This is a genomic window from Candidatus Phyllobacterium onerii (genome assembly GCF_028331445.1).
Taxonomy (GTDB): domain Bacteria; phylum Pseudomonadota; class Alphaproteobacteria; order Rhizobiales; family Rhizobiaceae; genus Phyllobacterium; species Phyllobacterium onerii.
Genome location: NZ_JAQMHX010000008.1, coordinates 138,400 through 153,144, shown reverse-complemented (window position 1 = coordinate 153,144; position 14,745 = coordinate 138,400). Strand labels below are relative to the sequence as shown.

Annotated in this window: 13 protein-coding genes; 6 read left to right on the top strand and 7 right to left on the bottom strand. The window is 58.2% G+C overall.

All coding sequences use genetic code 11. The features are described from left to right. Window positions 1–4: 4 nt before the first annotated feature. From PHA01_RS19065 to PHA01_RS19035, 7 genes are all read right to left on the bottom strand, one after another. Window positions 5–961 (bottom strand): ABC transporter ATP-binding protein, encoded by a 957-nt coding sequence (locus PHA01_RS19065; RefSeq protein WP_271897950.1) that lies wholly within the window; start codon window positions 959–961, stop codon window positions 5–7. Next, window positions 958–1,980: an ABC transporter ATP-binding protein gene (locus PHA01_RS19060; protein WP_271897948.1), complete on the bottom strand. Its 1,023-nt coding sequence runs from the start codon at window positions 1,978–1,980 to the stop codon at window positions 958–960. The genes PHA01_RS19065 and PHA01_RS19060 overlap by 4 nt, the downstream gene beginning before the upstream one ends. An 8-nt stretch (window positions 1,981–1,988) precedes the next feature. Continuing rightward, window positions 1,989–2,906, bottom strand: a complete 918-nt coding sequence (locus tag PHA01_RS19055; protein WP_271897947.1) for a dihydrodipicolinate synthase family protein — start codon at window positions 2,904–2,906, stop codon at window positions 1,989–1,991. Between the two features lie 18 nt (window positions 2,907–2,924). Beyond that, a complete protein-coding gene (locus PHA01_RS19050) occupies window positions 2,925–3,800 on the bottom strand; it encodes an ABC transporter permease (protein WP_271897946.1) in 876 nt (291 codons plus the stop codon). A 1-nt stretch (window position 3,801) separates the two neighbouring features. Further along, window positions 3,802–4,761 carry an ABC transporter permease gene (locus PHA01_RS19045; RefSeq protein ID WP_271897945.1) on the bottom strand — a complete coding sequence of 320 codons (960 nt, stop codon included), beginning with the start codon at window positions 4,759–4,761 and terminating at the stop codon, window positions 3,802–3,804. 62 nt (window positions 4,762–4,823) lie between these two features. Continuing rightward, window positions 4,824–6,404, bottom strand: coding sequence for an ABC transporter substrate-binding protein (locus tag PHA01_RS19040; RefSeq protein WP_271897944.1), 1,581 nt, complete (start codon window positions 6,402–6,404; stop codon window positions 4,824–4,826). Then, window positions 6,401–7,132: a FadR/GntR family transcriptional regulator gene (locus PHA01_RS19035; RefSeq protein ID WP_417020984.1), complete on the bottom strand. Its 732-nt coding sequence runs from the start codon at window positions 7,130–7,132 to the stop codon at window positions 6,401–6,403. The genes PHA01_RS19040 and PHA01_RS19035 overlap by 4 nt, the downstream gene beginning before the upstream one ends. A gap of 224 nt (window positions 7,133–7,356) precedes the next feature. Here PHA01_RS19035 and PHA01_RS19030 point away from each other — a divergent pair, with 224 nt between their 5' ends. The 6 genes from PHA01_RS19030 to PHA01_RS19005 all read left to right on the top strand — a co-directional run bounded on the left by PHA01_RS19030 (window position 7,357) and on the right by PHA01_RS19005 (window position 14,736). Beyond that, on the top strand, window positions 7,357–8,424 hold the full coding sequence (locus tag PHA01_RS19030; RefSeq protein ID WP_271897943.1) for an ABC transporter ATP-binding protein: 1,068 nt from the start codon (window positions 7,357–7,359) through the stop codon (window positions 8,422–8,424). Between the two features lie 14 nt (window positions 8,425–8,438). Further along, complete coding sequence (locus PHA01_RS19025; protein ID WP_271897942.1) at window positions 8,439–9,485, top strand: extracellular solute-binding protein; 1,047 nt, start codon at window positions 8,439–8,441, stop codon at window positions 9,483–9,485. A gap of 6 nt (window positions 9,486–9,491) precedes the next feature. Further along, window positions 9,492–11,225 (top strand): ABC transporter permease, encoded by a 1,734-nt coding sequence (locus PHA01_RS19020; protein ID WP_271897941.1) that lies wholly within the window; start codon window positions 9,492–9,494, stop codon window positions 11,223–11,225. Window positions 11,226–11,340: 115 nt separating this feature from the next. Then, window positions 11,341–12,096: an FCD domain-containing protein gene (locus PHA01_RS19015; RefSeq protein WP_224506236.1), complete on the top strand. Its 756-nt coding sequence runs from the start codon at window positions 11,341–11,343 to the stop codon at window positions 12,094–12,096. Window positions 12,097–12,214: 118 nt separating this feature from the next. Then, on the top strand, window positions 12,215–13,630 hold the full coding sequence (locus PHA01_RS19010) for an MmgE/PrpD family protein (protein ID WP_271897940.1): 1,416 nt from the start codon (window positions 12,215–12,217) through the stop codon (window positions 13,628–13,630). Window positions 13,631–13,641: 11 nt separating this feature from the next. Then, window positions 13,642–14,736: an AbrB family transcriptional regulator gene (locus tag PHA01_RS19005; RefSeq protein WP_271897939.1), complete on the top strand. Its 1,095-nt coding sequence runs from the start codon at window positions 13,642–13,644 to the stop codon at window positions 14,734–14,736. Window positions 14,737–14,745: the final 9 nt, after the last annotated feature.

Here is a 14,745-nt window from a genome sequence, read left to right as displayed (position 1 = left end):
GCTCCTAGTTCAAATCATCACGGATGCAGGCCTTGAATTGACCAGGCGAAACTTCGCGCAACTCGGGCACCGTATGGGCACAGGCCTCCAGCGCCACCGGGCAACGTGTCCGGAATACACAGCCGCTCGGCGGAGTGGCCGGGCTTGGAATATCACCCTTCAGGATCTGCCTGTTGCGGGGCGCATCCGGATCCGGCGATGGGATCGCGGACAGCAAAGCCCGCGTATACGGGTGTTGCGGCCGCGCATAAAGGTCAGCGCTTGAAGCGATCTCCATGATCCGGCCAAGATAGAGCACGATGACCCGGTCACAGATATATTCGACCACCGCCAGATCGTGTGAGATGAACAGCATGGTCAATCCGAGCCGTTGCTGCAGATCGCGCAGGAGATTGATGACCTGCGCCTGGATCGACACATCGAGTGCAGAAACAGGCTCGTCCGCGACAATGAACTCCGGTGCGAGTGTCAACGCGCGTGCGATACCGATCCGCTGACGTTGTCCGCCGGAAAACTCATGTGCATAGCGGTTGACGGCATCGGCAGGAAGATCGACCTGCACGAGGGCGTTTCGCGCCCGGTCCATGCGTTCCTTGCGGGTGCCGATGCCCTGAATTTTGAGACCTTCGGTCAAAATCTCGCCAATGGTCATGCGCGGCGACAGGCTGGCAAATGGATCCTGGAATATATACTGCATGCGGGGCCGCGTTCGCCGCATCTGCGCGGCCGAAAGTGTTGTCAATTCCGTGCCGTCGAATTTTACGCTACCGGAAGAAGGCTCGACCAGACGCAGGACCGAACGGCCGATCGTCGTCTTGCCGCTGCCGGATTCTCCGACCAGTCCAACCACCTCCCCCTTGGCGATATCGAAGGAAATGCCTTCCAGGATATTGAGTTTCGTGCCGCGGGAGACGTAGTGTTTGGCCAGATCGCAGACGGTGAGGAATGGCGCAGGGCTCATCGACCCACCTCCTGCCATCGTATGCAGCGGCTCCGATGCATCGCATTGACCTCGGCGAGCGGGGGCACTGCTGTGCGACAGGCATCGATTGCATAGCTGCAGCGCGGCGAAAATGCGCATCCGTCCGGCATGTCAGCAAGACTGGGGACAACGCCCGGAATAGCCGCCAATTTCTGCCCAGCCTGCTTCATACGTGTTGCGTCGCCGAGCCGGGGCATCGACGCCAGAAGTCCCAGCGTATAGGGATGGCGCGGATTGCGGAAAACCTCACAGACAGGGCCCTCCTCCACGATGCGCCCGGCATACATGACCGCGACGCGATGGGCGATCTCGGCCACCACGCCGAGATTGTGGGTGACGAAAAGCATGCCCATGCCGCGTTCACGCTGCAGCGTGATCAGAAGATCGAGTATTTGCGCCTGGATAGTCACGTCGAGCGCCGTCGTCGGTTCGTCGGCAATCAGCAATGTCGGATCGCAGGCAAGCGCCATAGCGATCGTCGCGCGCTGCCGCATGCCGCCCGAAAGCTCGTGCGGATACTGTCCCGCCCGGCGCTTGGCATCGGGGATGCCCACTTGATCGAGAAGTCCGACCGCCGAATTCATCGCCGATTTCCGGTCGGCATTGCGATGGATGCGGAGCGGTTCGGCGATCTGGTCACCCACGGTAAACACCGGATTGAGACTGGACATCGGCTCCTGGAACACCATGCCGATGTCATCGCCGCGGATTCTCCGCATCTGTTCTTCATCCAGCGGGACGAGATCACGCACAGCGCCATCCTTGCTCTTGAAGTGGATACTCCCGGCGGCAATCGCACCGACATTGCGGGTCAACAAGCCCATAACCGACAGGCTGGTCACGGATTTGCCGGAACCGGATTCGCCGACAAGCGCAACGGTTTCGCCGGCAGCGACCGATAGGTCGATACCATCGACTGCGGTAATCTCGCCGCCGCGGGTACGGAAGATTGTCCGCAGCCCGCGAATGTCGAGAATGGGATTGATGCGCTCGTCCATATCCGCTCTCAGCCGAGCAGCCCGGTAGAGCGCAGGATCGCGTCAATCTTGGCGGATTCTGCAGCATCGAGTGCCTGTCTCGGCCTCGGCATGACGTTCGTGTCAATGATGCCAAGGCTGCGCATGGCGGTCTTGAAACCGCCCACGCCGGACGCGCCGCCACTGACGCGGCTTTGGGCCACCCAAACGATCTCGAACAGGCGACAGAGCCGTTCCTGCTCCTTGCGCGCCGCCGTCCAATCGCCGCGCTGCGCCGCATCCCACAGGCGGACGTAGCCGTGCGGATCCACATTGGCGAGACCCGGGACGACGCCGTGCGCGCCCATCGACAGCGCATTGTCGACGACGATCTCGGAGCCTGTCATCAGGAAGATGTCCTTGTGCTCGGCGAGATCCAGCAAGGCGTAACGGAAATTGCCATCATCGCCGCTTGAATCCTTGAGGCCGATAATGGTGCCTTCCCTGGCCAGCGTCGTCACTGTCGATCGAGCCAGCTTGGCGTGGACGCACGCCGGGATATCGTAGGCGACAAGCGGAATGTCGACGGCATCCTTGATATAGCGAAAATGGTCAATGATCTCGGGCTGGCTGGTGACAGTGTAGTATGGTGCCGTCACGACGACGGCAGCAGCACCCGCTGCCTTTGCGACCTTGGCGTGGCCGATGACGTTGTCGGTCGTTGCATCGAGAACGCCAGCAATGACCGGCACGCGGCCATTGACGACCTTGACCGAGTGTTCGAGAATTTCCTGCCTGATCTTTTCGTTATGGAACACCACTTCGCTGGTCGATCCGAGCACGAATACGCCGTGGCAGCCCGCGCCGAGCAAATGCTCGAGCACGCGGGTGTAGGACGGGTAATCTACCGTGAAATCCGGATTGAGAGGTGTTACGACGGGAGGAACAACCCCATGAAATTTGGTCATTTTCGCTTTCTTTCTTTGTCAGTTCAGTTCGGCGCGAGGATCGAAGGCATCCCTTAGACCATCGCCAATGAAGTTGATTGCTAGGACGGCAAGGATCAGCGCCCCACCGGGGAACAGCCATTGCCAGGGAAATTGTTCGAGCACGGCCGTCGAGCGCGCTGCGTTGAGCATGTTGCCCCAGCTGGCGGCGGGTGGTGCAATACCGAGACCGAGGAATGACAGTCCGGCCTCGAGAAGGATCGCATTGGCGATCTGCAGCGTCGCATAGACGACGAGGATATCGATGGAGTTCGGCAGGCCATGCCGGAACAGGAGATGTCCGAGCCCTGCTCCCATGCCACGCGACGCCAGAACAAAATCCCGCTCCCGTAGTTCAAGCAGCCTCGAGCGGATCATGCGCGAAAGGAGTGGCCATGACAGCAGCGAGATGACGAGCACCGTTGGCCAGATGCCAGTACCGGCAATCGACGCCAGCACCAGCAGGAAAATGACCGGCGGGAGGGTCATGACCAGATCGACGAAGCGCATGGTGACAGCATCGGCCCAGCGACCGGCAAGCGCCGAGATCGCACCGACCAGAAACCCGATGATCGCCGAGATGATTGTCGAGGCCACCGCCACCAGGAGGGAAATGCGGCCGCCCTCCAGAACACGCACGAAAACATCTCGGCCAACACCATCGGTCCCGAACCAATGGGTAGCCGTCGGTCCGCTGTTCATGGCGAGAAGATCGATGTCGTTCGGCTTGAATGTCCACCACAGCGGATAGGACAGGATCATCGCGAGCATCGGCATAATGATGCAAACGCCGAACAGCGCGGCCTTGTTGTGGCCGAAGCGGTGGAATGCGCGCGCCATCGGACCTGGACTGTGGGAAGGGGTGCGTGCAAGCATCTCAACCCACCTTGATGCGCGGATCGATGACCGCATAGGTAATGTCGGTCAAAAGGTTGACCACGATCACACAGGCCCCGATAATCAGCGTCGCGCCCATGATGACCGGGTAGTCGCGCGTCTCGACGGCATTCACCAGCAACAGCCCCATGCCCGGCCAATTGAACACACTCTCGATGAAAATCGCGCCGCCGATCGCGAGACCGATGGTCGAGCCGATGACCGTCACCACAGGCAGCAAGGCATTGCGCAACGCATGCTTGGCGATGACCCAGAATTCCTTGACGCCCTTCGCCCGCGCCGTACGCACGTAATCCTGATTGAGAACTTCAAGCAGCGAAGAGCGCATATAGCGCATGATCAAGGCAGCCTGAGCGATTGAAAGAAGCGCCGCGGGTAGGATCAAATGATGGAGCAGGTCTGCGACTGAAAATTCCGCACCCGGTGTCAGCATGCCGCCTGACGGGGCCCATCCCAGGCGAACGGCGAATACGTAGAGGCCGATCAGCGCGCTCAGAAATGCCGGGCTCGAAATGCCGACGAGTGCAAATACCGAGAATGAGAGGTCCACCGGCGAGTTCCGCCGCACCGCGCTGATGACACCAGTGACGATCCCCGCGATAATCGCGATAACCAATGCCGACCCCATCAACAGCACTGTGGGACCGATGCGCGACAGCACCAGATCCAGCACCGGCTGATCCTGGCGCTTGATCGAGAAGCCGAGATTTCCCGTAACGGCCTGTTGCAGCCATGCCAGATATTGAACCGGCAAGGGTCTGTCGAGCCCAAGCTGGCTGCGCAGCTCGGAAAGCTGCTCTGGCGACATCGGGATGTTCGGATCGATATAGGCATCGATCGGATCACCGGGAGTGAGACGCAACAGCAAGAAGATAAGCACGCTCAAGGCAAGGAGCATGCCTACTCCTATCAGCAGACGTCGAAGACTGTATTGAAGCATATTCGTTCCGTTTTGCCGGGGTGGCCAGCGCCACCCCTCGAACCGTGATCAGGCGCGGGCGATTATTCGCCGAGTGACCATTTTTCCGGATGAGCCTGATAAGGGCCACCACCCGGTGCCGGCGTCCAGATGAAATCCTTGACCTTTGACGACACAACACCATAGCGGTTCGCCACCCACAGCGTCGCCCAGGGCAGATCGGAATTCATGACCTTGCAGACATCCTGATACCGGCCGTCACGTTTGGCGGCATCGGGCTCTGCGAGAGCAGCATCCAGCGCCTTGTTGAGTTCCGGCATACGTGCGCGCACCACATTGGGACCTGCTGGCGGGATCTGCTTTTCATTGAGACCGACATTGATGCTGCCGGCGTCAGGTCCGTTTTGGAGACCGGCATAGACTAGCTGGAACTGCGCGACATCCGGCTTCGGATTCAAGACGATGCTGTTGTAAGTCGGTGTATCGACGGCGCGCGGCACGACATTGATCCCAACCTGCGAAAGCATGGCCTGCACGGCGGCGAGCACGTTGGTCGCGAGAGGCGTCGTGTAGTAGGTCAGAAGGGTAATCGGCTTGTCACCATTGATTTGCGACCATCCGGCTTCATCCAGAAGTTGCTTCGCCTTTTCCGGATCGTAGGCGTAGGGGTCAATACCCTGCGGGATCAGCTGGTCGGCGACATAGGCGCAATTTGCCGGCTTGGCGGCACCTGCGTAGAGGCTCTTGATAATTGCATCGCGGTTGATCGCATACATCACCGCCTTGCGGACCCGCGGATCTTTCCAGATCGGTGACTCATGATTGAAACCAAGATAGTTGACGACGAAGCTGTCACCTTCGATGACCTTGAAAGCTTCATCGCCCTTGAATGTCGACACATCATTGGAGTCGACATAGGTGAACTGGATTTCACCGGCGCGAAGGGCGGCAATAGCGGCTGCCGGATTGGAGAAGTATCGGTTGATCACCCGCTCGAGTGCCGGTTTGCCGCCGCGATAATCGGTGTTGGCGGCAAGTTCCACATATTGATCGGTGACGTATTTGGTGAACTTGAAAGGTCCGGTCCCGATTGGCGAGGTAGACCACCAGCTATTCTTGGCGAGTTGATCTGCCGGTATCGATGCCAGTGCATGTTCGGGCAGCATCATCACCTTGGTCATTGTGTCGAGAGTGCTTGCGCTTGGGGCGCTCAGCTTGACGATCAGGGTGTGATCATCCGGAGCTTCGACCGATGAGACTGCTTTCAACCTGGCAGCAAGCACCGAGCCCGACTTCGCGTCCATGGCCAGACCCATGGTGAACTTCGCGTCCTTGGCGGTGAAGGGCTTGCCGTCGTGCCATTTGGCGTCCGCAAGCTTGAACGTATATGTCATTTGATCCGGACTGACTTCGTAGCTGTCCGCCAGCACACCGACGACCTTCTGAAGTTTGTCGTCATAGGTGACTAGCGGCTCGAAATAGACACTGAGCCATGTGAACCCGGCCGTAGCAGCCAGCGGGTTGAAGTTGCCCTGGAACCCTCCGGGGCCGACATCGAACCCACCAGACAGCGTTGCAGCCTGTGTGGCGGACGGCGCCAACGTTACGTTTCCGATCAGCGCAGCAGACAATGCCAGTGCCGAAGCGATCATTCGTAGTTTCATGGTATCCTCCCATTGAACGTATTGGTTTTGTTATGTGCAATCACCCGAGCGATCCCCTCGTAATGACTGTCGAGGCGGTTGCGCGCGTCTTCGAGATTTCTTGCCTCGACTGCGTCAACGATCGCCTCATGATCGCGCCATGTCGCCATCGGATCTGTATTTTCGAGATTGACGAAATCGGATGCCTTGTAGAACGCGAGCCAGAACACCTCGATGAGCCGCACGAGCGTCTCATTTTCCTGACAGCGGAAAAGCAGCCGGTGGAAAAGCCTGTCTTCGTCGACAAATGCTTCATTGCGCTCGGCATGGACACGCATGCGGGCCACCACCTGCCGTAGCTCCCGAATATCTTCGTCAGTAATTTTCTGCAGCGTTTTGGCGATCAAGCCGACTTCGAGCGTTCTGCGTATCTCCAGCACTTCCTCGATCTGGCGCAGCGCCCCGCCCAAGCCATAGGCAAGATTATCAAGTAGCGGCTCGAAGGAGAAAGCCTTGACGAAGACGCCAACACCTCGCCGCGACTCCAGAACACCAACCGACTCCAATGCCTTGATGCCTTCGCGCAGCGAGTTCCGGCTGACGCCGAGCTGGCTGGCCAGTTCGCCTTCGGGCGGCATCGGCGCCCCTGCTTCCAGGCCATTTTCGTTGATGTAAGCCCGCAAGCTTTCTTGCACCGACACATGCAACAAAGGCGCGCGGTGCAGAGGCTTGAGGGATTTGAATGCCATTATGCGGATTCCAATCTCGGTGGTGATGCAGCTTGGACTAGATAACCACTTGTAGGATATCTGTCAACAGGACAGCACTAGCTCTCCGAAAAATCCTACAACTCAATGTGAAGAAGTTGAAAATAGTAATCTGTTGACAGTCTTCAATTTGCTCCGTACGTTTCCGTGAAGCCAATATCAGCGGAAAACCGACCTGTCGGTTCCGTGAACACTCGGGAGGTGGAATGGCATTCCTGGAATTAGACGGCCTGACCAAGAGCTATGGTTCGCTTACGGTTGTCAAAGGCGTCAATCTAGCCGTCGACAAAGGCAAACTCGTCTGCCTTCTTGGGCCCTCGGGCTGCGGCAAGACCACAACGCTAAGGCTTATCGCGGGCTTCGTTCCCGCTAATGCTGGCGAGATACGCGTCGGCGGAAAGACCATATCTTCAGCACACTCGACCGTTCCGCCCGAGGGGCGCAACATGTCGATGATCTTCCAGAGCTACGCGCTGTGGCCGCACATGACGGTTTTCGAGAATGTGGCTTACGGCCTGAAGCTGCGGCGTCTTCCACAATCGGAGGTGACCAAGAGCGTCCGGACGATCCTGTCGGCCACACAACTCCTTCCGCTGGAAAATCGCTATCCGGGTGAACTCTCCGGCGGCCAGCAGCAGCGCGTATCGCTAGCGCGAGCGCTGGTCATCAAGCCCGAAATCCTGCTACTGGATGAGCCGCTTTCAAACCTCGACGCCAATCTGCGCGAGGAAATGCGCTTTGAGATCCGCCGGCTTCACGACGAGTTTCGCTACACGACAGTTTATGTGACGCACGATCAGGCGGAAGCAATGACCACCGCCGACATGATCGTCGTCATGAATGACGGCCGTATCGAGCAGGCGGGTTCGCCGGAAGATATCTACGAACGTCCGGAGACTGAATTTGTCGCGCGCTTCATTGGCGGCACAAATATTCTCAGCGGCACCCGCGGCGATAAGGATAGCGTTGTTGGCGAAGGCGGGCTTGTGCTCCGATGCGGCAGCGGCAGCACCGCGGCTTCCGGAAAAACGGCAGTTTCAGTTCGGCATCATGACATCGAACTGTCATCGGCCAAGCCCAAGAGTGCCGACACGAATGTGACGGTCGGCACAGTCACGCGGCAAATCTATCTCGGTTCGCACCGGGACTATCTCGTTTCAATCGCTGGTGGAGAAACGGTGCGCACAGTCGCGCCAGTCAACGTTGCGATCCCGGTTGGCCAAGAAGTATGGCTGCATTTCCCACCAGAGAAATGCCGGGCGCTCGCACAATAAGGGAGGAACTATGCATGTGGAAGAAAGCTCTATCTGCCGCGCTCTTGGCTACAGGACTGGCGGCCTCACCCGCCGCCTGGGCTGAAGCACCGGCACCGTATCAGATTACCCCCGAGCTCGAAGCAGCCGCCAAGGCTGAAGGCAAGGTGGTGTTCTATACCGCTACCGACGTCGCGGTGGCCGAAAAGCTCGCCGAGCTCTTCAAATCCAAGTACCCGGGCATCGCGGTACAAGTAGAGCGCGCCGGATCCGAACGCGTCTTCCAGCGCATCGGTCAGGAATACTCGACCGGCATCTACAATGCCGATGTGATCGAAACCTCCGATGCAGTGCATTTCGAATATTTCAAGCGCCAGGGCTGGCTTGCACCAATGGTGCCCCAAGAAGTGGCCGACAAGTGGCCGGCCGATGAGCGCGACCCGGACGGTAACTTCGCCGCCTACCGCGCGCATCTATCCGTCATCGCCTACCGTACCGACCTTATGAAGGATGCCGATGCCCCGAAGACATGGGAAGATCTGCTTGATCCCCGTTTCAAGGACAAGATGGTCAAGGCCCACCCGGGTTATAGCGGCACGGTCATGACCTCGACATTCGTGTTGAGCCAGCTTCTTGGCTGGGATTATTTCGAAAAGCTCGGCAAGCAAAACATAATGCAGGTGCAATCTTCGACCGAGCCTCCGAAGAAGCTCGCTCAGGGCGAACGGGCGCTCGAAGTCGATGGCAATGAATACAACGTCTTCCGGCTCATCGACGAGGGAAAACCCATCAAGATCGTTTACCCGGACGAAGGCACACCGCTTGCCGTCGGTAATGCAGCGGTGCTGAAACAGGCCCCCAACCCGAACGCCGCCAAACTATTCTACGCATTTCTCTTTTCGCTCGATGCGCAGCAGCTCAACAGTGATTTCGGCGGGCTGAGATCATTCCACCCGGGCGTCAAGGAAAAGGCGGATCGCACGCCTTTGTCGAAGATCAAGATTCTGCATTCGGATCCTGAGAAACTCGAGCCCGAGATTCCCACCATCAAAGCCAACTATGAAAAGTATTTCGGGACATAATTGATCATGACCAGTGACATTCAGGTTCAAGCTTTGCCGGTTCAGGGTCGGCGCCGCAGCATCGATTTTTCATGGCCGACCTTCGCTCTGTTGACGCTTGTCCTGAGTGTCTTGGTTCTCCTGCCATTATTCTGGCTCGTCTACTATAGCTTTCGCAGCGATACCGGCGCGGGCGCCACCTTCGCCAATTACATTGCCCTCGTCGCCGACCCGACCCTTCTTCGCGCTTACGGCCTTGCGATCGGGATGGCCTTGGCCGTTGGCGTCCTCGCCTGCATCATCGCAACGCCGATGGCATGGCTTGTTGCGCGCACGGACTTACCCGGCAGACGGACAATCCGCATGCTGGTAACAGCGTCGTTCGTCACTCCGCCCTTTCTTGGTGCTATCGCCTACGAGATATTGGCTGCGCCAAACAGCGGCATTGTCAATATCATGTACAGGAGTGTCTTCGGGCTTGAAGCATCCGAGTATCTGGTGAACATCTATACGTTCAGTGGCCTCGTCTTTGCCATCGCCTGCTTCACCTTCCCCTACGTTTTCACGCTTGTGGCGAACGCACTCGACAAGGTTCCATCCGATCTCGAGGATGCTTCTTCAATTCTCGGCGGCAAATCGATGACCACGTTGCGGAAGGTGACGATTCCCCTGGTACTTCCGGCCATGCTTGCGGGAACTTTGATCGCCATTCTGCAGGCCCTGACGATGTTTGGCTCCCCGGCGATCCTCGCATTGCCTGCCGGCTTTCACGTTATCACCACAAAAATCTGGAGCCTTTTTCAGTTTCCACCGCGTCTCGGCCTCGCGGCTGCCGCTGCGCTGCCTTTGCTGATTATTACCGTCATTCTTCTACGCGCACAGAAATCGATCCTTGGACGCAAGGGCTACACGGTTCTCGGCGGCAAGAGCGGCACGCCAAGGATCACCGAACTCGGCCCGTGGAAATGGCCAGCCATCGCCTTCGTTTTCTGTGTGCTCAGCCTGACGATCATCTTGCCGTATCTGGCTATTATCAAGACGGCATTCACTGGCACTGTTGGCGACCCGATTAACCTCAGCACGCTGACGTTGAGCCATTGGCGGTTCGTGCTGTTTGAATTCTCGGCGACACAGCTTGCCCTTCGCAATACGTTTCTCCTTGGATTTCTGACAGCGACTGCCGTCACCGCCATTGCGCTGATCGTATCGTATCTGGTGATCCGCCGCTCGGTTCCGGGTTCTGGTTTCCTCGGCGTTCTTGCCACGGCTCCAGTTGCGATCCCGGGCATCGTCCTCGGCGTTGGCCTGTTCCTCAGCTATGCCAATCCGACATTCCAACTTTATGGAACGATCTGGATCCTCCTCATCGCTTTCATGACAATCGAACTCCCGGCGGGTTATCAACAGATGTCTTCGGCCTTTTCCGGCGTCCATCCGGAATTGGAGGAAGCCGGCCGTATCGTGGGCGCTTCACGGTTGAGAACGCTCTGGGACATCACAGCTCCGTTGCTGCGGACGAGCGTCGTCGCGGCCTGGTGCTTCGTTTTCGTCGGCACAATCCGCGAACTCTCCGCAACAATCCTGCTGACTACCGCAAACACCAAGCTTGTCTCGGTCATCATCTACGATCTTAACGAGAGCGGCGATCTCGGGGCGATCTGTGTTCTCGGCATCATTCTCCTTGCCGCTTCTTTTGCCGTGGTGTTTATCGCCAACCGGGTTCCGGTACTTGGTGGTTCGCAAATGAATACGCGAGGCTAGAGCCCTGCCAGTCGGCAGGGTCGCCAATCGCGGGAATTGCTGCTAAACGAGGCTGGAGGAGCAATCCGCAAGGTTCTTGCTCCGCTTATACTGGAACCTTCACGATGGCTTGCGCATGTCAGAGATAACGAACGCCCCGCACAATTTATCCGCGATCGATTTCCTTCGCACCCGTTCGCTCGCCAACGTTGTACAGGCCGAGATCGAGCGGATGATCATTGATGGCGAGCTCAAGCCCAACGAACGGGTGAACGAAAACGGTCTTTCCCAGCGCCTCGGTGTGAGCCGCGGACCAATCCGCGAGGCCTGCAGCGCGTTGGCCGCCATGGGACTTATCGAGATTATCCCCAACCGCGGCTTCTTTATCCGGGCGCTTACCAATGACGAAGCCCAGGACCTGTCGGAAGCCCGGGCCGGCGTCTTCGGATGCATGGCCATGATGCTGGCGGAGCGAGTGACTGACGCCGAGATCGCCATCCTTCGCGCGCTGTTGCAACGCATGGATGAGATTGTCGAGCTCGGCGACGTGCACATCTACTACCCGGTTAATCTTGAGTTCCATAAGCAGATCACGCATATGGCCGGGAACAATCGCCTCGAACTCATCTATCAGAGCTTTGTGCGCGAGTTGCATATCCAGCGCTATCGCGCGCTTTCCAGCCACGATGTGCTTCACATCTCCAACGAGGAACATCGTGCAATTGTCGATGCGCTCGAAGCGCGCGACCCTGTCCGCAGTCTCATCGCTGCGCGCACCCATATTCTCAATGGCATCGTACGTACCCGTCAGGCTGGACAGCCGGGCCCGGTTGAACAGCTTGAGAAACAATCGCGCAAAACGAGCGACGAGAGGTCCACTGACGAAACTTGATCCAGTCCACGATGGCTCGAGGCTTTTGCAAACACAAAACTGTTGACAATTAACAATCCTCCCAGCACAGTCGATTTGAGAATTTACTCAAGACAGACGTGACATAAGAGGATTTGGGATGAATCAGAACAAGGCAGTCGATATCGAGCTGACGAAATACGTGGCCGAATTCGTGGTCGAGACAGCATTTGCCGATCTTTCGACGGAAGTTATCGAGTTAGGCAAGAAATCGATACTCGACGGCTTCGGTCTTGCACTGTCCGGTTCGGTCGCCAAAAGCGGCGAACTCGTTCGCCAGCATCTCGGAGATCTCGGGCTTGCTGACGGCGCCGCGACCGTTATCGGCGGTGGCCGCAAGGTAGCACCTCGGTTCGCTGCATTTGCCAACGGTGTTGGCATCCACGCGGATGATTATGACGACACACAATTGGCCGTCGCCAAAGACCGTGTCTATGGCCTGCTCACACATCCGACGGCGCCTGCCTTGCCAGCTGCCTTTGCGATCGGCGAACTTGTCAGGTCTTCCGGCAAGGACTTCATGCTGGCATACCATCTCGGCGTCGAGGTCGAATGCAAGATCGCCGAAGCAATCGCGCCCCGTCACTACCAGACAGGCTTTCACGCGACAGCTACATGTGGAACTTTCGCCGCCGCCGCAGCGAGTGCCAGACTAATGGGCTTCGACGTTGCGACCACGCAGCGTGCGCTATCGATTGCGGGCAGCCAGTCCGCGGGTTTGCGCGAGAATTTCGGCACGATGACAAAGCCATTCCATGCCGGACGTTCTTCGGAAAGTGGCGTAGCGGCGGCACAGTTCGCTTCCTACGGCTGGACCGCCACGCCTCGGATACTCGAGGCACCGCGCGGGTTCTTTGCGGCAGCGGGCGGCGGCTACGACCAGAGTGCAATCTTCGACAAGCTGGGCGCCCCCTGGACCTTCGCCAATCCTGGCATCTCTATCAAACCGCATCCGTCGGGCTCCCTCACCCACCCCGGAATGACCGAAATGCTGCGATTGATCAAAGAGCATGGTATTCGCGCCGAGGACGTGAAGCATGTACGCGTTGGCACCAATTCCAATATGCCGAATGCCTTGATCCATCATCGTCCCAAGGATGAACTGCAGGCGAAATTCTCCATGGAATTCTGCATGGCGATCCTGCTGCTTGAAGGCCGCGCCGGCCTCAACGAGTTTACGGACGCCGCAGTCGAACGCGAGGACGTCAAGGCGATGATCGAGAAGGTGGATTTCGTTATAGACGACGAGGCCGAAGCAGCGGGTTATCATCTCATGACAACGCTGATCGATATCGAACTCAAGGATGGCCGCAAGATTTCCGGCCGCGCCGATTTCGGTAAGGGCAGCCCGGCATTCCCTATGAGCTATGACGAGGTAGCAGGCAAGTTCCGTGAAAACGCCGAGTTCGCAGGGATGTCCCGCAGCAAAGCGGATGAGATCGTCGAACTGGTGCGCGGGCTGGAAAACCTACGCACGCTCGACGATCTGTCAGCGCGTCTTATCTCCGTCGCCTGACGAAATCCATCATGCCAGACTCGGGAACATTGGGTGGCGGTCCGCGTGTCTTCGACCGCACCCTCGCGAGAATGGGTCTGGCATTGCTGATCGGCATCGCAGGAGCTTCTATCGCTAGAAGCGTCTCGATGCCGCTCCCCTATCTGCTGGGCCCGCTTCTGGCGTGCGGCAGCGCCTCCATCTTGGGCGCACCACTTGCTGCATTGCCTTATGGCCGGGAGCTCGGCCAGGTGGCAGTCGGGCTGGCTATCGGCTTGCGCTTTGTTCCCGTCGTGGTCATTGCAATCGCGAAACTGCTGCCGCTCATGTTGCTAGCAACCGTCTTGACGATTATCGCCACAATGGTTGCAGCGCTGTTGTTGCAAAAGCTTGCCGGCACCGATCGCAAGACCGCCTTCTTCGCTACGGCCGCTGCCGGCCTTGCGGAGATGGCTGTCGTCGCCCATCAGAAGAACGCGGACAGTGATACTGTCGCTGTCGTCCATCTGATCCGCGTTACATCGATTGTGACAATCGTTCCATTCCTCGTAACGATCTTTGGCGAGGATGGCGGCATTCATCTCGCGCCAATACCGTTTCGGGGCGAAGCAATACCGCTCGTTGCCCTGTTCGTCGTGGGCGCTGCCGCTGCATTTCTGGTGCGACGGTTCAAGCTGCCCAATAGCTGGCTGCTTGTTCCCGCGGCTATTGGCGCGATCGTCTCAGGCTTTGGCTTTGGCCCTTTTGCGGTTCCGTCGATTGTCCTGACGATAGCGCAGGTCGTCATCGGTGTCTGGCTCGGCTGCCGCTTCAGACGATCGCTGCTCGGCAGGCTATGGCGGGTAACCTCTTCAGCTCTCGTGACCACAGCGTTCCTGCTTGCTGTTGCCATGGCAATAGCCTTGGCGCTTTCGGCGGCGACGGGCCTTTCGTTCGTCACGAGCCTGCTTGCCGTGGCGCCGGCAGGGGTCACTGAAATGGCCCTCACCGCTACGGGAATGCATCTCGATGCCACGACCGTGACCGCATTCCAGATCACGCGGATTGCTGTCGTGATGACGACGATCCTCTTCACGTTTCGGATATTTGAAACCTTTTCGCGTCGCCTCGACGCATCCTCTGATTGAAAGGATTGT